The organism is Vibrio sp. J1-1 (genome assembly GCF_021728395.1).
In the GTDB taxonomy this organism is placed as follows: Bacteria; Pseudomonadota; Gammaproteobacteria; order Enterobacterales; family Vibrionaceae; genus Vibrio.
In genome coordinates, this window is the sequence record NZ_JAKKCM010000001.1 from 426,934 (window position 1) to 446,683 (window position 19,750).

The 19,750-nt window shown below is 45.7% G+C and carries 11 protein-coding genes and 1 riboswitch; of the genes, 4 read left to right on the forward strand and 7 right to left on the reverse strand.

Annotated features, from left to right (window positions below; genetic code table 11):
- Window positions 1–11: 11 nt before the first annotated feature.
- The 3 genes from L3V31_RS01900 (at window position 12) to L3V31_RS01910 (ending at window position 1,015) form a co-directional block, all read left to right on the forward strand.
- Complete coding sequence (locus tag L3V31_RS01900; RefSeq protein WP_237314259.1) at window positions 12–233, forward strand: peptidase M6; 222 nt, start codon at window positions 12–14, stop codon at window positions 231–233.
- A 9-nt stretch (window positions 234–242) separates the two neighbouring features.
- Window positions 243–650, forward strand: coding sequence for a hypothetical protein (locus tag L3V31_RS01905; protein WP_237314261.1), 408 nt, complete (start codon window positions 243–245; stop codon window positions 648–650).
- Between the two features lie 80 nt (window positions 651–730).
- Window positions 731–1,015, forward strand: coding sequence for a hypothetical protein (locus L3V31_RS01910; RefSeq protein ID WP_237314263.1), 285 nt, complete (start codon window positions 731–733; stop codon window positions 1,013–1,015).
- Window positions 1,016–1,151: 136 nt separating this feature from the next.
- Here L3V31_RS01910 and L3V31_RS01915 read toward each other — a convergent pair whose 3' ends face one another.
- From L3V31_RS01915 to L3V31_RS01925, 3 genes are all read right to left on the reverse strand, one after another.
- On the reverse strand, window positions 1,152–4,928 hold the full coding sequence (locus tag L3V31_RS01915; protein ID WP_237314265.1) for a S8 family serine peptidase: 3,777 nt from the start codon (window positions 4,926–4,928) through the stop codon (window positions 1,152–1,154).
- A 939-nt stretch (window positions 4,929–5,867) separates the two neighbouring features.
- Entirely contained in the window at window positions 5,868–7,490 is a 1,623-nt protein-coding gene (locus L3V31_RS01920) for a glycoside hydrolase family 32 protein (protein ID WP_267135866.1), read from the reverse strand.
- A gap of 73 nt (window positions 7,491–7,563) precedes the next feature.
- A complete protein-coding gene (locus tag L3V31_RS01925) occupies window positions 7,564–9,138 on the reverse strand; it encodes a glycoside hydrolase family 68 protein (protein ID WP_237314269.1) in 1,575 nt (524 codons plus the stop codon).
- Window positions 9,139–9,402: 264 nt separating this feature from the next.
- A riboswitch (cyclic di-GMP riboswitch) is annotated at window positions 9,403–9,487 on the reverse strand.
- 600 nt (window positions 9,488–10,087) lie between these two features.
- Here L3V31_RS01925 and L3V31_RS01930 point away from each other — a divergent pair.
- Window positions 10,088–11,185 carry an AarF/UbiB family protein gene (locus tag L3V31_RS01930; protein ID WP_237314271.1) on the forward strand — a complete coding sequence of 366 codons (1,098 nt, stop codon included), beginning with the start codon at window positions 10,088–10,090 and terminating at the stop codon, window positions 11,183–11,185.
- A 62-nt stretch (window positions 11,186–11,247) separates the two neighbouring features.
- Here the strand turns inward: L3V31_RS01930 and L3V31_RS01935 are convergent, their stop codons facing one another.
- The 4 genes from L3V31_RS01935 to L3V31_RS01950 form a co-directional block, all read right to left on the reverse strand.
- Window positions 11,248–13,998, reverse strand: coding sequence for a M16 family metallopeptidase (locus L3V31_RS01935; RefSeq protein WP_237314273.1), 2,751 nt, complete (start codon window positions 13,996–13,998; stop codon window positions 11,248–11,250).
- A 187-nt stretch (window positions 13,999–14,185) separates the two neighbouring features.
- Window positions 14,186–16,204: a polysaccharide lyase 8 family protein gene (locus tag L3V31_RS01940; RefSeq protein WP_237314275.1), complete on the reverse strand. Its 2,019-nt coding sequence runs from the start codon at window positions 16,202–16,204 to the stop codon at window positions 14,186–14,188.
- 106 nt (window positions 16,205–16,310) lie between these two features.
- Window positions 16,311–18,497, reverse strand: a complete 2,187-nt coding sequence (gene gnpA / locus L3V31_RS01945) for a 1,3-beta-galactosyl-N-acetylhexosamine phosphorylase (RefSeq protein ID WP_237314277.1) — start codon at window positions 18,495–18,497, stop codon at window positions 16,311–16,313.
- A 67-nt stretch (window positions 18,498–18,564) separates the two neighbouring features.
- On the reverse strand, window positions 18,565–19,734 hold the full coding sequence (locus tag L3V31_RS01950) for a glycoside hydrolase family 88 protein (RefSeq protein WP_237314279.1): 1,170 nt from the start codon (window positions 19,732–19,734) through the stop codon (window positions 18,565–18,567).
- Window positions 19,735–19,750 lie beyond the last annotated feature (16 nt).

Below are 19,750 nucleotides of genomic sequence, written 5' to 3' on the forward strand. Positions count from 1 at the left end.
GAGTAATTCTCATGAACTTCTCTAACAAAAAAATCCTTCGTACCTATTCAACTCCACACTCTAAAAATGTCTGGGGGTATATCGATACCATCGGCTGGCGGAAAATCAAGCCCAGCAATAACGACAGCTCAACAAATATGTTTATGATGCTTAATGCTGCGAAAGGCAGCGGTAAAACCGTATCGGGCACCATTGAAGACAGTACGAATCAGATCACCATCCTTTACTTCTAGGGGGCTGACATGGCACAGACAATTAATATCAATATCACTGAGTCACAACCTGATACTCAGACATCGGCTCAGGCATTCGTCACAGATGACGGTCCTCCCCCTACTAGCGGTGGAGTACTTGCAGAGAGTCACGATGAGCTGAGCGCACCGGCTCCTAGCGGTTCTGATCTTGACGAAGCCGCTGCGTTTGACGATGCGACAGCGCCCGGCCCAGAAGACTTCTTTCACGAAGGAGTGAGCGACCTAAATGTTGCTCCACAACCGGATATGACAGAAATGACATTGTCCGATACTTCGGATGAGCATGTACCCATGCCAGACGAGTTTTACGATTCGGAACTGACCAACAACGTGATACCCGAGCCGAAAGAACAACCGGTAGCTGAGAAAAAAAAATCCACCCGGGCTAAGAAGTAGAATTGAACGGGTACTTAACAAGCCGATGCACACCTTCTACACTGCTGGTGTGCATCTTGTTATTTTTTACGGAGCCAACTATGAGCGGAGTATCGGCAGCCCCCAATCAATCCACCCTAACAGGCCAAGTGCTGGCAATTAGCCAGAATGAAAATGGTAAGCACCTGGTGAGTCTGCAGATCGAGCAGATCGATTGTCATTTTGGCCCATGCTTTGCCGAGCTAGGGGACCGTTTAGACTGCTTCACCTTTGACAAAGTCGATGAGCTCAAGGTCGGCAGCCAGGTACGGGTTCAGGCCGAATTTATCGGTGGACCACATCATCAGGAGTGCCAGCTAAGCGATATCAGCGCAGATTTTCATTAGTGCCTAAGCGCCGCTTGCCATACAGTAGACAATATTCGATGGCAAAAAACAAAAAGCCCCTTATGGGGCTTTTATATTGCTGTATTGCAAACCACACTGTGTCAAGTAGTGACTCAGTTGGCCTTATAAACAAGCTTTATTTCAGCTGGTAAGCACGTAAGGTTGTTACTTGCGCTGAGCTTGCGCCTTCGTCGCTCATCACAACACGTAAATGAACAAATTCACCGGTTTCAGCATCATTTGGCACAGTAGCAATCCACTGGCCGTCTTCATAAGACACGTCTGCGTCGATCCAATCTGACTCATTCAGTTTGGTAGAAACTGGACAGTAAGAGTAACCGAACACATAGCTCAGCAAACATTCCTGACCATAAGCATACTGAAGAGTCACTTCAGTCAGGCTGACATTATCAATGCTGTCCATTGCACCCGATAAAACAACCTTTGCGGGTTCGCCCGCAGCATAGCTGTTGTTAATATCCACAGGCAAATTAATTTGCGGTACCAGAATAGGTTGTGCGCCTTGTAAGTTTTGATCCGTCATAAAGGTAAAGATCCCCTGATAGAACGAACCTAGCTTGTCACCAATCGTTGAACGCTCTGCGACACCACGATTATAGTTACGTAGTTCAAGGCGAACTTCTGCACTTTCAACTGGCATGGTCAAAGTACCTGAAGATATATACGCACTTTCACCATTCACCCACAAACCATAAGCGGAGCTACCATTATGACCTGAAATAGCGTCATGGCCTGAAGCGTCACCAAACAACGGGAAGTTCCAAGTGATCAAGTTAGTATCACGGTGGCCTACTGCATAGGAGCTCGTATTCAAGCTCGCGCCTTTTGGTCCTTTCAACCAAGTTGTTTCTTCTTCACCGCCAGCGGGCATAATACGCGGGCCGTCAAAGTATGCGCCATCAGCTTGAATACGGTTGCCCGGCATCACAATATTGGTCCATGTATTTTTGCTGGTTGCCGTGTAGTATTCGTCACGTACAACTGGTGCAATTAACATTTGTGGGCTACCCGTTGAGTAAAACTCACCCGTGCTATTGGTTTGTGCCATCAAGTCACGGAACACGGGGCGCTCTTCACCTTGAGCGTGATACGCTGCGCTGATGTGATACATGTCTTTGTCATGCACACGAATCAAGCCCCCCTTGTTGTGACCATCAGTGATGTGGTGCAGCTGATAAGTATAAGGGGTTCTATCAACAGACGTTCCGGACCAGCTTATCTTGTTACGGCCTTCCTGAATTTCTGCAAATAGCATTTCACCTTCTTCGGCACTTAAGCCAACCACGGGCTTATTCGGAATACCGTAAAAAGCTGTTTTATAACGACCATGAGTGCCCGGACGATAGAAAAGAACACCAATTGAACCTTGGTCCAGTGCACCTTTTACCATGTATGAAGTCATGTAGTAAGGATGCTGGAACAAAGCAATTTTGCCTTCTAGGTCAAACTCGCTCCATACTGTACTGTAGTCACCTTCACCAACAGGCACCACTTCTGCCGTACCCTCACCATCAAAACCAACGGTAAGGCCTTGTGAAACAGTGCCTAACTGTTGGCCATTTTCCATGGTAAGTACAGCTTCTGGGGCTGTCGCATGAGTAGACACAAATGAACGGAAACGGCTGTCGTGGCCTTGTGACCAAAGGTACATGTCTTCCACATAATCCGGCATCAAATCAATCGCAGCCAGCTTCGCGACTTTGTTGTCATCCAGTGCGTAGGTGAAACCAAACGAGAAGCCTTGAGTTTCAATTGGCTTATCCGTTTTAAACGCCACTTTTTCTGCCATCCCAGCATCAAAAGTAAGCACCGTATCTGAAGTGACTTTGTGGTCAAGATACGCCATCTGTGCCGCAGACTCAGGCAATCCACCAAAATCAGAGTCATTGTCATAGGTTACAATGTGTGAGACAACACTGTAGTTACCTTTGGGAAGACTAATACTTGCTTGACCATTGCTAAAGTAAAGCGCACGGCCCCAATCATCTTCCTCATTGATGATATAAGCTTTAGACACGTTGGTTGCAGGCTTACCACGGTTATCGTACGCATTTAATATCAGTTGTACTTCCGGCGGTTGGATCATGAACGAAACAGGCACCGTAATTTGATCATCCGACTGACCAATGCTTACGCCTTTAATACGTCCGGTTATCGTGCCATACGCACCGTCGCGAAGCGCTACTTGTGGTTCAATCCATACAGGTACATCCACTGAACCATTCGCAGGCACAGTAACAGATTTAACCCCTAAACCAGCCAACGTCGCTGGCAATTTCGTTTTACCGTCTTCGCCGATCAGATCCAAACTCAACTTGTAGCTTACATCAGTGTCGCTGATATTGGTCAGCGTCACTGAAGCTTCTACGCTACCCGCTGATGCCACATCAACAAAGCGGCCTAGCTCAACGTTTGGCGCGGCAATAACAGGTTGAGTAATGGCACGGTTCACATCCATTGGGCCTGCGCCTTGCTCTAGTACATGGGCGTCATTGTCAAACACTGAAGAAGTCAGAACGCGTTTGAGTTGTACAGGAGACAGCTCCGGACGAGCCTGTAATACAATCGCCGCCCCACCAGCGACATGAGGAGCCGACATTGATGTACCCGACAAAGAGCGGTATGCATTGAAACCCACACCACCCGACGCTGCTGCCACTACATCGACCCCCTGTGAGCCGATATCTGGTTTCGCAGAGTGACCATCCGGTGACGGACCACGAGAAGAGAACACAGCCGTCTGGTTTTCACGATCCAGCGCAGCCACCGTTAAGGCACTTGGCGCACAACCCGGAGAACCGACGGTTTCACGGGTAAAGCTGTTACCGGCAGAGATAACAAACAGGGCTTGATCCCTAAATGCTTCAACCACATCAACCATTGGGCCTTCACAGGCAGTTGCTGAGCCACCCAGTGACATATTGACAATGTCTGCGCCACTTTCAACCGCCCAGATCATGCCACTAATAATTCCGTAGGTACTGCCGCCACCACTGTTGCTCAATACTTTACCGATTAAAAGGTCTGCACCCGGCGCCATACCTTCCCAGTAGCCATTCGATTCTGCGCCCGTACCCGCAATCGTTGAAGCAGTATGGGTACCGTGGCCATTTAAATCGTCAACACCGTTTGAAGAATAGGAAAAGTCTTTCGAACCAACCACCTGACCCTGTAAGTCACGGTGCTCAACATCGTAGCCCGTATCTAGTACTGCAACCGTGACACCTTCACCATTAAACGTAACCGCTGAAGGACCTAATGCGCCTGTTAAAGGCACGGTCGGTGTTAAAGTGGTACCTACCGATTGCTTGTGTCCATGTATCACTGCGTCAAGCCACACCCCTTCGATACGTCCGTCCTGTGTCAGGCTTTCCCACACTTCTGCGGCTTTATCTTTTTCGATACCAAATGCTGCACTGTCAATTAATTCGATTTCACCGGTTAGTGAAGTCCCCTCAATCACAATAGGTGCTGCAGCACCTGCAAGCGATCCATCTGCATATTCGATAATTACCGGGAGGTTATCTGAGCTCGCATCATCATAATTTGACTGGTATAACTTATTGATATTAAATAACTCTAAGTCAATGGCGCGAGAATCAACGAAAGGTTGAGCCTTAGCTGGCACCAAGTAGGTATCATTACCGCGTTTGAACACAGAAGTAACAATTTCTACCCCGTCTTTATTCAACATGCGAATACCACCGAGTTCACCGGTATTACTCACAACAGCACTGACTTTGTCCCCAGTAATCAGGGTAAACTCAACCCCTTTTGCTCCACCTTGTGCTACAGCCAATTCCGTTTCAGCTTGCGCGCAAAGTGACATGCTTGCACCTAATAACGCTAAACAATGCACAGCAACCTTGCTGCGCTTAAAGCGACTATTCATAAATTTCCTTATTTCTATATTTATACTCGATAGCTCTTTAACCTTTATTCCGTAAAGATTAAGAACCAAGTCCTTTTTATTTAAAACGCAGTACATACAGCCCCTGAGAATTAGGGGAAATTATTAACACATTACTTATTTAAGGTAAATAGAAGGTATGTCTTATGGCTTTCAAGAGTGAGGAATAGATTAAACATTAAGTGTTTAAAACAACTTTTGTATTTTTGTGAGACTAAAAGTACTAGCGTGCACAGAATGCACCCCAATCCATTGAAAAATAAAAACAATTTTCATAAATTAATTTTTTAACAAGATCATTAGGATGGAAATTACCATTCTATTTATTTATCAACACATAATTCACTCACCAAACATAACCTTTAGATCAGGAGAATATCTGAACAAAGATCAACTTATTAAATGTAATTTAGGGTGAAAGACAGTAATTATCGTTTTAAACGAAAAATTACATTATTCGTTCAGATATTCTTAGTTTTAGATTGATTGACAAGGCTATATCGTAAGGGATTTTTTAAGGGAGTGGTTTTTCTCCGCTTCATTGTGCATCAATATGATAGCCACCTTAACTATAATATTGATTAATAAATAATTTTTTAATTTCGACCAAACAGAACCATTGATGTGTAACGCCACCAAAATCGATAGCTTAAAGTGAAAGCCCCTAAATTTAATAAGCTTTATTCCGAAATCCACTTACGTTTCTAAAATGATTTATGACTTGTCAGTAAATGATAAACACGACAATATCCAGATCTAATTCACTCAAATTCGAAAAGAAAAAGGCAAGAAAAATTAAGTCCTGTTAATTTGTAAAAACAGAGTAAATGACAGAATAATATTTTGGTTAGATTTAATCAAAAACGCCGAAATGTACCTAGCAACGATTATTAATAGTGCTACAAATCATCCCTAACGATGTTATTCACCACCATTATTTCGTTTAATTGGTGCAACTTTTAAGGGCATAAGCTTTAAATTATTCAGCACACTGCCTCCTTCAACGGAGACCACTGAAATATCATTGTTTGATGGACCACCAAAATAAAGATTAGAAAGCGAGGCCTGGCCATCGTTAACAAACACTTCAATAGAGAATGTATCAACAATAATATCTAGCTTCAGACTACCGTTGTTGGCACTAACCACCGCCTTACGTTCCTCACGATATACATCAGGCATCAAGCTTGCTATTGCATCCTGATCACGTCTGATAAACACCGTTTTGTCTGCAAAGTTATATCCAACGATGGCATATTGCCCCCCCTTGCCCATAAGGCGAAATTGAATCTCGCTAGCATCAGAATGTGTGTCGATATCGGAGGTGATTCGATACGCATCCGAGTTGGGTCTAGGGAAGACGGTCTTTGTGGTTTCAGAGACTTCGACTGCCGAGCGAGTATAGGCATTCCCTTCCAACTTAGAGATGGCATCGATTGGCTTGGATAAAAGCACTGACTCTCCATCGACCGTTCTGAGTTGTATTTGACGTACGATAGAGCTCGCAGCGCCATGCCATTCTTTCGTAGGCAACTTCGTTGCATAAGCCCAATTATTTAGCCAGCCGATCGCGTACCGAGAGTCAAGACGTTGTTTCGTTTCCTGGTCGGTATTTGCCCACGATACCATCGCATAAAAATCAGCACCAGCATCAAGCCATTTGGGCTCATTACTCTCTGGCGTAAATCGTTTTCCATCCCAATCACCAATCCAGTAGGCTGTGCCGGTGGTTTTCCCTTTTTTAAAACCATTCGCTCCGGATGCAAGTACCCATCGAATATTATTAGGGTCACCATCAAGCGAGAGCTGAAACAGATCAGGACACTCCAAAAGACCAAGATCATTGCGCTGGAAATCGGATTGATAGGTCCAGCGTTTAAGATCTGGGGAGGTATAGAAGCCGATTTTGTGCCCTTCAGCAAGCGCCATGAGCCATTGACTATTCTCCTCATCCCAAATGACTTTTGGATCTCTCCAATGTTTCGATCCAGGATTGTCCATAATGGGATTGTCTTTATACTCTTTAAAGTGGTAACCACCATCCGTTGAAACAAAGAGCGACTGTCGCTGAACCCCTTCGTGCTGTTGAGTGACAATTGCAATCACGGCATCTTTACCAAAACCAGCTGTATTGTTGCTATCCACGACGGCGCTGCCCGTTTGTATATCCCCAAGGCCGTTTTTGTATTTGTGGATAGCAACTCCCTGCTCCTGCCAGTGGACCAGGTCTTTTGATGTCATATGGTACCACTCGGTCCCGTTTCCATTCGGGTAGTCAGCGTTATACAGATAGTAGTAATGCCAGACACCGTCAATCAGCAATGGACGCTGAGGATCGTTCATCCAGTGTCTGTTAGGAGTAATATGTATTGCAGGGCGGTAGGGAGACCATTTAACCGGGCGCGTAAACGGAGATAATTCTGAAGATGTATGTTCAACAAACGATGGTGAACTAGTCACAACACCAGATGCCAGCAATGCACAGAGAGTGAAAGCAGTTCTGCTAGGCCTTACGCCCATCAATGAATTTATATTAAAGCGCATAACCCTACTAATTATTATAGAGGGGCGGAAAAGCCGCCCCTCTCATTTAATGGAATACAGAACTTAATAAGTTCTACTTAAGTGGTTTCCGGATAACACCGCTCGGATTGACGTTCACACCCGCTGGAATATCAGCCCAGCCGCCTAATCCATTTGTTCCGTAAGAGTAATCAACCTCTGATTTCTCTCCATCAATCAGGACCTTGACAGTTGGCGCCAACGTACCACCGCGACGGAAATTTTCTTTAACGCCAACGGTATCAATGAATGATTGAATCAACCCACCAGGCATCACATAGTGCGAATAAGACTGGAAGTGGCCCGCTGGTTGGTTATAGTCTGGATCGTAAGGTGTTCCTGGGTAGAAATTCAGGTTAGTTGGGTTACCAAGCACTAAACCAGAGCCTTGGTTCATTGGCTGGTAATCACTACGAATACCATCACCAACAAAGCCATACACCCCTTCAGGACCTGTGATACCATTTGCAAATGTTGTGCTGTGGCTAATAGTGAACAGGTAGTATTTACCATCTTTTTGATAGATTTGAGGGCGTTCGGTCTGGTCAGTAACACAGTTAGCCGACAGGATAGGTGGTAAAAACTCCCACTCAGTAAGGTCTTCATTGGTTGCTCGTGCTAAACCAACGTTACCAATCTGGAAAGTCGCACCCGATGCATTCACTTCTCGCACTGTTTCTGCATAAGGGTCACCAACTTGGTATCCCAGATCTTCCTCGGTACATTTAGCCGAACCCCTTTCCATTGCGGAGTTCCCCTCAAACACCATAAAGGTTTCACCTGGGTGAGCAGGATCTTCAAAGGTGAACGGGTCACGGAAGTTAAAGTAAGGGTTTTGTTCAGCAGTTTGATAGTAAGTACCGTCTGCTTCCAGAAGATTAATCACTTTATCGAATCCAGTGAACTTCACGCCATTTTTATTCGCGTGTATCTTGCCGACACTCAGTGCGATACGTGGGTCGTATGGCTTGATGTCATTACCCGCTGAGTCGCGATAGAACGCTACATCAGTAAAGAAAAGTTTGACCTCACCACCTGGAAAAACTCGTGCAGAACCAGACCATTGTGTTTGATGGCTGAATGACTGATCCTCAAAGATTTCCCCAGTTACCCCTTCATCAAAAACAAGACCACCGTAAGTCCATCCACCGTTTTCCGGACGCTCTTCCGCTGGAATGCCCGCAGGGCGATAGAAGTAGCCGATCTTCGCAAACTGGTGGCGTTCATCAAAACCTAGGCTTCGATCTGCAACAAGCGAGAAAATGACTTCCTGGCCATTAATACTGTATTGGTTCGCATCTGCATCAGTTAATGGCCATGAATCCCAAACCCATACCTGCTCGTCAGACATATCTGGAAAGTCCTGTGGAACACTCGGCATGGTGTACTCTTGTGGCATCGAGTTTTCACGCGATCCCGCCATAGGGTCAGACAAGCGCTTAAGTTGGCGCGCGTCAGCTCTAGTCCACTTAGCCGTAAAGTTACTATCAGGAGAGTAAGCTTCTTGAGTGTGTACTGTAGGCTCAGGACCTGGTTGAAGCTGAGCTGCGAAACCCACCGGGCTCACCGCAGCTGAGCCGATTATCATGCCTAATATCGGCACTCCCGCTTTAATTTTTGTCGAACGCATTTTACTTACCTGTTAATAAAAAATATCAAATGTGCAATTTTCCAGACGTGGTTAACCCTCAGTCATGTCATAAACTAACAACGGAAAACCATTCAACACTTCTAAAAATCACCCAAATATCGGTAACGTTCCCGATTTTAGATAAAACATAGCCATTCACATCCAAACTAAATCAAAAAATGACCGAATGCATTCGTGAATGAAAACACCAAACCGAAAGTTTGATATTAAGATACGAATAAATTTAATTAGTCGAAATACAAAACTGGCGGTCCCGCTATCATAGGAAATTTCCGTTAGATCGGAGACTTTGCGTCACCTCCTTTCAGAGGTTTTGCCTTTTCAGTCAAGCACCTTACAAAAGGAGAGATGATGAACTGATTGTGGGGAAGCCTTTGCTATCCACGCGAAAAATCATAGCAATGAAATATTACAATTCAAGAACAACAAGGTTAAGCCCATAAAACTCTGACAATAGCCTTACGCCAAAAAGCTTTTATCTATGAATGCTGCTGCCTAACCAGACCTTACTGAGGCTGACTTGTATCCGGTTACAATTAATCTACACAGAAAATTCATCACGCTTTCCTACACATACCAACCTATTTGCATAAAAATTAAATTTTCATGACAAACAATTATTTATAAACAAAATAAGAACAAAAAGTAGGCACCAGACAATTTTTAAACTTAATACCCCCCTAACCATTGGGAGCGTTACCATAAAGAATTTAAGCAACTCGGGTAAGCTACGCTACGCAAGCGACGGCCATAATTTCCACTTCACCAACTTTCTTTACTGGAAATCTCTGATATGACTACGCGAAACACAAAGAAATATTTTATATCTGCTCCTCAACGCTCAGCCTTAGATTTATCAAATAGGGAGGATTTATAACCTGACTCTCTTGATAAAATAATCAGAATCAATCGGAAGATGGGCATTCACATGGACAAACGTCAAAAGCAGCAGATGCAATTTGAAAAGAGTGGGGAAAATCTCATTGTTGGCAGTATTGCAGATTGCCCGATATCTCCGGACCAATTGGCGCTAACGACGGAAGCATCTCCTTATGTTGTCGAAGCATTTCAGAGTGGGTTAACGGCTGAAGTATTTCGAGTTCGGTTTGGCGGAAAAGACTACACCCTGAAAAAGAAACGCCCAGAGGCCAAAGTACAGAATCTCAATGGTCAGCTTTCGTTTCTGAATGAAGTACAACGTCGTTTCGATTTGCAAAAACGGAAAGATTCTCCGCACACATCCGTGGACTTCGAATGCATCGTTCCGACGGTTTACGCTGATTATCGCTTAGGCATCATTCTCTCTGAATGGATTGAAGGAAAACCCGTCAGCGACATATCCTCCTCATTGCTTTATCAGCTGTTCTCGACATTGTCAGCTTGTGAAAAAAGTGGTCTGTTCGAGTGGGATCTGTGCAGCGGCAACCTGCTTGTGGATAACGACCATAAGCTCTGGCTGTTCGACTTCGGCTACATGTACCCCTTCAACCCGTTAACTGAGCTCAATAGTGATGGCCTTAACGCGCCAATCTTTCAGTTTTGTGAACGTTTTGAAACCCGATTCCTATCGGGCTGGCTTGTGAAGAAAAATTGTTCACACCTAGAGTCATTAGCTCTGTTCAAAAATGTTAAGCATGAAGCGCTTACTGTCTTGCTTGAGCAATGTAAGTGGTTACGCAGGAACGAGGCAAGTTCAGCAGTCTTAAGCTACAAAGAAGCGCTAGTGACTAAATACCAAACCGCGCTGCAGAGTGAAGAGGCTTTAGAGGCATTGTTTGTTGTAGAGATGTTCCGCTCTCATTGTATGGATATTGAGGATGACATTGATGGTAGAAGTTGTACCGCAACGACACTAAAGCGCGTCAATACGGTTCTTGAGATGGTAAACGATCATTATGATTTCCTCAGCGAACAAGGTGCACTGTTCTACCAAAATGAAGGGAAATCAAAGCAAGAACTCATGGACTCCTACCGCGAAAAACTTGCTTTGGTGAAGGAATATCAGCTCAGCGAAAGTCACCAGTAACCACTTAATAGCCCAAGTAAAAAGTGCGTCCTCTCACTTGGGCTAAGTGACTAGTGAACAACTTATTGGGTTGGATTGAGAATGATCGTTGTACGTTTTGCTTGCGGCCCAAATACTGATCGCGCGCGCGATTGAACCTCTTCCAAAGTAATGCCTTTAGCCGTGTCTTCGACATTCAGTAACACATCGAGCCCATAGTCGTGCACCAGATAACGGCCATATGCCCACGCTCGCTGGTTCGGCCTGTCTTCCATACCCTGCATGGCGACCACCAACTGCTTCGCCGCGATATCGAGCTCTTGTTGGGTAATATTTTCCGCCAAATCATCAAAAATTTTATTTAGCTGGCTGTCCATTATCGCTACATCTTTCGGATCGACTTGCGACTCAAAGATCCAATCTGATACTTGCTCACGATCCTGTATCATCGGGTAAATACTCGGATTGTAATCCAGACTTAGGTCTTCACGTAATTGATCTAATATACGTGCGGTACTGATGCGTTTTAGGATATCGACAACCATGGTGTCTCTCCCACTTTGAGCATCGTCATTGGCGTTGGTCAAGCGCTGCAAGTAAAGTGAGGACGGCTCATGGCCATCAGTTATCACCGTGCGGGTCGGCCCACCGGATCTCAGCGCCACGCGGTAATCAATTTGCTTACTCGGGCTCATTTCGATAGCAGCAATATACCTGCGCAGCAGAGGCTCAAGTTGCTCTGGTTCTACATCTGCCACCACCACCATCTTGAAACCGTTATTGAACTTAAATAAACGCTTGTGTACCGCAAATATCTGTTCCGTAGTAACGCTCTCGACACCGTCGCTGTCCAAAATACGATGGCGACTTTCCGGCAGATAAGCATTTTGATTGGCTTCCTGAACCAACTTTCCCATTGGTGATTCAAAAAACGCGCGACGCTGCTGTTTAAATTCTTGCTTTACCGCTGTCAGTTGGCGTTCATCAACCTTTATTTCTGTGCTCAGGTTATAAATGGCATTCAATGCATTTTCCAACTGTGTTTTTTGTGTGGTTACTTTTACGCCGTGACTGGTGGTATCTAGCATCGGGACAATAGAAATATTGTTGCTACGTAAGTAACTGTCTAACTCAGATCCTGAAAAGTCCCCTAGCCCGCTTCTTACGGTTGCCATGGTTGCTATCTCATAAGCTGGGTAAAGCAGCTTATCTACTGCCGCTTTTCCGCCTTGGCTTGCAAAGTAAATGTAAGCGCGCCCACCCGATTTTTCATCTTTTTGGAACCATACATCCACGCCATTAGAGAGCGTGTAGACCTCAAACCCTCCCGCTTCTTTGCGAGCGCTGATAATGCTGCCTTCTTTAACTGGCTGAAGGAAACCACCCGCTCTCGCTTCCATCGACAATGGTTTTTCTCCGGGTTGGAAGTAAGCCGTATTCAGAGATGAAAATACATCGGAAAACTGCGCGCGCGTTTCATTTTTACTCATCCCGATGGAAAAGCTCGGCGGCAAAGATAACAGCTCTGTAATGTGAGTATTCACACTTGCTAACGTGGCGCTGCCGAGAAACATTGCCAAGCTCTGAGCATAACTCTGTTTAGACTGGCTGACGCTGTTTTGCTCTAACTGGAATACACGCGCATCAGCGTAGCTATTTGGTTTACGCTTGCTCCAGTCGGAATCCAGATTGGTGAGTTCACCTTGCCAGTTGGCCATAATACTGTCTAATTCCGCTTGCGTTACTCCATAATCCCGAAGCGACGTTAACGCATTGACAAACAGGCTGTGCATTTGATCACGTCGCTCTGGCGCAAATGAAATACCAGCAGACATCATGCGGTGGTAGTTGGAATAGTAAGGCTGAGCATACGCATACTGAAAGGGGACGGCTGCATCATTGAGAGCCGTAATAAGTCTCTGTTGAATTAATTGTCCAGCGACTTCATCTAGCCATTCCTGATGCTGTTGTTCGACGGTTTGACGTCCTATCGCTTCTCGTTCAATAACAAGATGCAAGCTGGGTGATTCTATGGAGTTACTTGGCAGGATTTCATTGTTAGTGTTTACCCGAATATCACGGCGTTTTTTGACAACAACATCTGACGTGCTTTTCCAACTGGAAAAGGTCTTGTTAATGTCGTCAGAAAGAGCGTCGATATTTACATTGCCAGTCACGATAAGTTCAGCGTACTGAGGCTGATACCACTGTTGATAAAAGCTTTTCAACGTAGCTGGCGTCGCCTTTTCTATCGAGTCTCTTGTACCAATAGGATCATGCTCACCATAGGGTGTACCTTCCACCGAAGCTTGATACGCATTCAAAGCAAAGGGCTTGTCATCCGGGTTTGCCCGACGCCACTCGCCTAAGATCACACCTTTTTCTTTTTCCACTTGGGTTGGTGAAAACGTCAACCCATCGCCAATATCTCGCATCCAGATTAGTGCGTCTTGCAATTGACTGGGGTTCGCAAGCTCCAGTTTGTATCCTGTTTGCTGATAGGTCGTGAAAGCATTGATGTCCGCGCCAAAACTCCCTCCAGACTGCTCGAATAATCTTATCGCCTCATTACCAGAAAAGTGCGTACTGCCATTAAACGCCATGTGCTCAACAAAATGCGCATATCCTTTTTGGTTTTCTTGCTCTTGGAACGAACCAATATTCATCACCATTCGAACCGAGATCTCTTGGTCTTGTGTCGGGTAAACATGGTATCTCAATCCATTCGGTAGCTGATTAACATACCAGTTACTGTCAGCCTGAATCTTTGTCGAATGAGGGGTAACAGCACATCCCGACAATATTAACGTCGAGGCTAACAAACTATAGCGCATAACAATGATCCGAGATGATGACTATGCAATTCAAACTCTCTCTCGTCGCATAGCCTTAATATGAGTGATGGGGTCTTCGGCTTAAATCCGTGCTCCAGATCCCGCTTTAGCTGTGGTTCATGTCCAATTGAATTCAAGGTGGAGGACTGCAAACGTAGCCACTAGCTCAAGTTCAAATTCAAGAAAACTAATGCAAGTGTAGGTCAAAACGAACGCTCTCTCCGAGTCTGTCGAGCTTGTCGAAAGTCTCAACAAAAAAGCGATGACTTTCTCCTTTGAAGTAAAGCACCAGGTTGATTCTATCGCCTCTTCCAGGCGTCGATACTGCAAACTGAAAACCTGTATGTGTTCTCTCACAAAGCAATAAACACGGCTTATCGACCTCTAGAGTCACACCTTCTTGCGCATCAGACTCTGGTATTTCAATACGGCCCGCATGGCGAAAAGCACAGCCAATATTGTCCTGATAAACCACCGCCTGAAGCGTAGGCGTATTCTCTAATATCTTAACATACGGTTGAGCGGCATAACGTTTTGTCTCTGCTAATGAAGCCCCGGGCAAAAGCGTGTATTCATAACAGGCATTTTTAGGTTCGACACCATGGTCAATCGACAAGTTAAACACTCTGCCACTCATTTTGTCTGCACTTAAGTGAGCATTAATTCGCTGCCAACTGCCTTGTTGCATGTAACTATGTAAGTGAGCATTCACATTACCGAGAACATAACCCACGTCAGCATGATGCAGCCAACTTTTGGCTTCAACTGTCGTCGACTCCTCATCCAGTTCTGTACCATTTACACAGACAGGGGATTGATAGTGACACTGGTTAATGGTGGTCAATATCGGCTCAGGATGCTCTGAATGAATCCCCGCCCCAAGAGCAATAATCGCCCCATCACAAAAGAACCAAGATTTTAGTCCTTGGGTTTGCATCACATCCAGCTCGAAACTGGTGATCCCCCAACGACCATTGCTGACGCCGCCCGTCCAATCCGTTTGTTGTTCTATTTTTCCCCATTCATGGGCTGGTCTGACAATTTGTGGACACGTCACACCCGGAATCCTAGCCCAATCCCAATAGGGATAGATATCGTGGTACTCATTACCTGTCACACCAATATTCATACTGCCAAAACCCAACCAATAACCCATAAGGTTCTCCTGATTGCCGGTTTCAATCGGTTTAATGCGACAAGAGTTGGCTTTCACAGACACCGCGTATTTATTATTGACCATAACCGCGTAATCAGAACGCCAGAAGTGTTTAAACCCAGCAAAAGGATAGTCATGTCCCTGAAGATGCTCGAGATATCGTTGAAGTTGAAGGCGATAATCCGGGAACAAAGCCAGCAACATCTTAGCTTGAGTTATCAACATCGTTCGGCAGTGCATTTTCTCCAAGTCAGGTTTGGCGATAGCTCGGCCGCAGGCGTTGTAGTCCCAGCGTCCGGTTCGGGTCATCCACACCGAGCCTTGCAGATAGTAAGCCAATAACAAACGTTGCTGCTGTGATGAAAAACGGAACCGAGTCTGCGCACAAACATAAGCCCAGGGAAGCGCAACATTGAGAAACGATTCACCATAGCCGCCATTTTGTAATTGCGGCCCATGCTGTTGATAGGAGAAATCAGCCTGTATGCCCTCTTGGTGAGTAATGGCAATCGTTTCTGCTATCGCTTCCATCGCCTTTGCAAAAAGTGTTTCATCGCGTTCTAACAACCCACGATAGGCCATTCCATTGGCAAGATCGACACGATTTGCCCCTGTCATCGAAACGTTATTGGGCAGGTCTTCAATCAACTGATTGGTTAATGCCTCGCTAAGCTCTTCATTGAGCAACAGAGCGATTGGCCCAATGAGTCGTTGCTTACCGATTTGGTTCCACCACCAGTTCCAGTTCGTTGGGTTTATTTGATACCAATACGCCAAGGCCTGTTCAGCAATAGAACGCGCCTTTAAGCAGCGCTGACAACGGTATTGGCAAGCGAGAACCAGCACACGCTGCAAATACGTGTGAATGATTTGTCCATTATGCACGGCGTCTGACAACTGGATATCTGGCCACCCAGAATGAGGAGAAAAAGTGGTTTGCCACTGCGCTATTTGTAGTTTCCAGTCCTGTTGTGTTTGAAGAGACAATTGCTGGTCAACAATTGTTTGTGACACCTTACGTCGGATATGCATCAAATGTTGTGAATACATGATGCGAATAACTCCTTGATTCAGCCAAAAGGGAGGATTCAACAGTCAACCTTGTTCACTGTCAGGAAATAAAAAAGAAGGTGCTCTCACACCTTCTTTGACTTGGTTAGTTATCGAACCAACACCACTCATACGGCTGTAAAGCCAATTGCTGTGGTTCACCCTGCGTATTAAATACCGTGACCTGCTGCTCTTGATTGGTGAAGTTTACGGCTGTGGCTTTATTAGTCTCTGGATAAAAAGCGACATCGACAAACGGATTATTCGACAGCCATGGATGAGAAACCGTCTCTTGCTGAGTTAGCCATAACAGAGTGTGTTGCAGCAAACGAGCGTTTTCCATACTGAATGGCAAGTTACCCAGATACACAGCTCGGCCAGCTCCGTATCCGCGCGCCGTTAACGCCAAATGTTGTCCTTGCGCTGCCAATACCGTCAAGTCATCCGCTTGAGGATACACATAGCTTGGGTTACCGAAGTCCTCGTCACCCTTAATGAACTGACTTAAGTAATGGTTCTCTGCGATTTGCAGTGGCATCGCGACACGTCCCATCGTCAGGGAGGTTTCTTTCTCTAATCCAAATACATCGCCAAGCTGGAAGTAACGACCATTTTTCTGCCATGCCGAAGGCTCAGATACACCCAGTAAGCCACCACCTTGAGCAACAAACTGACGCAGTGCAACAATGACTTTAGGATCATCCCAACACTCACCACCACTCCATGCAGAGTTCGCATCACCTGTGTTGATGATAACTTTGATCTCCGGGTCGATGCCTTTTTCTGCAATGTCATCAAAGCTAATGAACTCAACGTCAAATGGCAATCCAGATAGACACTCAAGGATATTGTTGCCTACCAGTTCCATCACATCAGGACGTGGTGGGACGTAAAAACGTTGGTCGCGTGCTTGGTTTTGCAGCCAGCTACGCGCGGCGCCCCATGCGCTCAATACCGCAACTTTGCCTGCTACTTTTTTCGATTCACTGCGTTGTGTGTACTCGAGATAATCACCAAACTGACTTGAGATTTCAGTCACATGGTCAATGAAGTGCGGGAACTGATTCGCAAGCGACAAGTAGCCGCCATAGCCAATTCGATCTAACGGCTTTTGCAACATGGCACGGCGAATCTTAGTCCAGTTAGACATAGACTCAACAACAGGATCATTACCCTCGCGGAATACATCCGGGAAGAAGTAAGGGTAGAAGCGCGCTTCGCGAATCTGATCACCGCATGAATCCGTTAAACGACGTAGTGCTACGCCATCTTCTACCGCGCCGACATTGATGTCGATACCGATCTTTTGATAGCTCTCAAGGAATGGTTCCGTCCCAATCCAGTGATCACCTTGGAACATCGCCGTCTTTTTGCCTGCTTGATGGGCCATGTTGACTAACTCTGCCGCAAACTCCACAACGAATTCTTGAACAAAGGTCATCCAGTCTTGGTACTGCTTAGAAGGCACTTTATAAGTACCGTTGTAGTAACCAGCATCAACAAAATCTTCTGGAGACAATTTATAGCCAAAGCGCTTTTCAAAATCTTCTAACGCTCGAGGGCTCACGGTTTCGCCATAACCGGTCCAATCTCGATAGATGTCTTGGTTCTTTTCGCCCGTATCAATGACAAACAAAAATGCAAAGGTAGTGAATCGAACCACTGTAGTATTCGGATGCGTTTCTAACCAGTGTGCAAAATGGTTTAACAAATGCGCACGGCATTCTGGGTGATATGGGTCAAGACTCTTAATTCGAGGGCCTGTCCAATCGTTGGTCAACGCGTTGTACATAGAGACACTGTCCCAGACTTGGCGCGCCATAAAGGTAATCGTGTACTCGTGATAAGGGATCGCATCATAGATATCGATGCGCTGGTGTTCTGGATCAAAATCCCACTGCTCAGACGGGAGCACTTCGTTCAACGTACGATTTCGGACTTCCCACCATAACTTGGGATCGCTATCGTCATCCAACTCATATTTGTCTTTGCTGTAACCATCAAGTGGGTGAATTAAGACGTGATCACTCATCGCCGTCACAGGGAAAGACATCAGATATTTACGATGTAAGTATTCTGGGTGCTGGTTGGCGTACTCCTGATCTGCACGCACAAGACACATCACCGAATAGATGTCGCTGTCTTTCTCAGCCAATGAATCTGGCATGGTTGTGCCGTCGCTATCGCGAAGAGCATCCGCTTGCCAACGCTGGTATAAATCCAGTACTACTTCTTCCTGCCCTTCTTCAACAGGCAGGGTCATATGACCTTTACGAGAGGCAAATTGGGTCATGATAGGCTCCAAAAAGTTGGGAGAGACGGGGGAGTTTTTCTCCCCCTGAATGGAAAATCGAGTGTGCTTACCAGAAGAACTTCTGATAACCGTTTGCGCGCATTAAAGCTTCTAGATAGTAGTAATCACCATAAGGCAACATGTTGTCGCATAGGCCAACTTTGACAAACGAAGCACCATGTGCGAGCAAGCCAAGAGCTGATTCATCGCCCGTTAAATCACAACTATTCATCAGACCTTGCAACAAGAAATTACCCCAATCTCGGTACTGCTGCGCTTCTTGTGGGTCTTGAATACACTGAGAAATCAACAGTAATCCCGCAGCAGTAATCGCGCCCGCGGAGCTATCTTTATACTGAATCTCTTCACTTGGTAGCGAGTAGTCCCAGACAGGAACCCCATCGTCGGTGATTTGTTCTACCGCGTAGCGGGCTAATTTCTTCGCCAGCGTTAGAAATTTCTCGTCTTGAGTGTATAGATAAGTTTGCGCAAAACCATGAATTGCCCATGACTGTCCGCGAGCCCAACAGGAATCATCCGCGAAACCTTGGAACGTCTCACCTTTAATCGGCTCCTGTGTGACAGGGTGGAAGTTAAATGAGTGATAAGTCGAGTAGTCATCACGCACAATATGCTTTGCTAGAGTCTCGCTGTGTCGAGTTGCCGCTTGCGCATAAACCGGAGAACCTGTCACTTTTGACGCCCAAAATAGTAACGCCGTATTTTGTAGCGAATCGATGATCGATTTACCTTGAGTAATTTCAGGGCCGAGAGGATGAGTGTCATTCCACGCAACGATATAACCACCAATCTTGCGGAAACGATGGATAAGGTGATCAGCGGCGCGAATTGCCATCATTTTTGATTCTTCATCGCCCGTCAGTTTGTAATCGGCCACGCAGCTTAAGCTGTATTGGAAACCTAAGTCGTGATCTAACCAGAATGGGTCAAGCAGCATGTCGGCAAAATATTGTTTGCGCAACTTGGCACTGTTTTTAAACTGCTGATCAGCCGTCATTTGGTAGCAGAGCCATAACTCGCCTGTCCAAAACGACGAAACCCAGTCAAACTGGTCGCAGTAATCCCATTGGTGCTCCGACGTACCAATTTTTGGATTACGCTCACCAATTTTAGGAATATTACGCTTAATCGCTTCTACTACCGTGGTTAGATGGTTCACCACTTTTGTTTCGTCCAGTGTGCCTGGCAACGGACGCAAAGTAATCGTTTCACTCATACCGAAATTCTCTTAA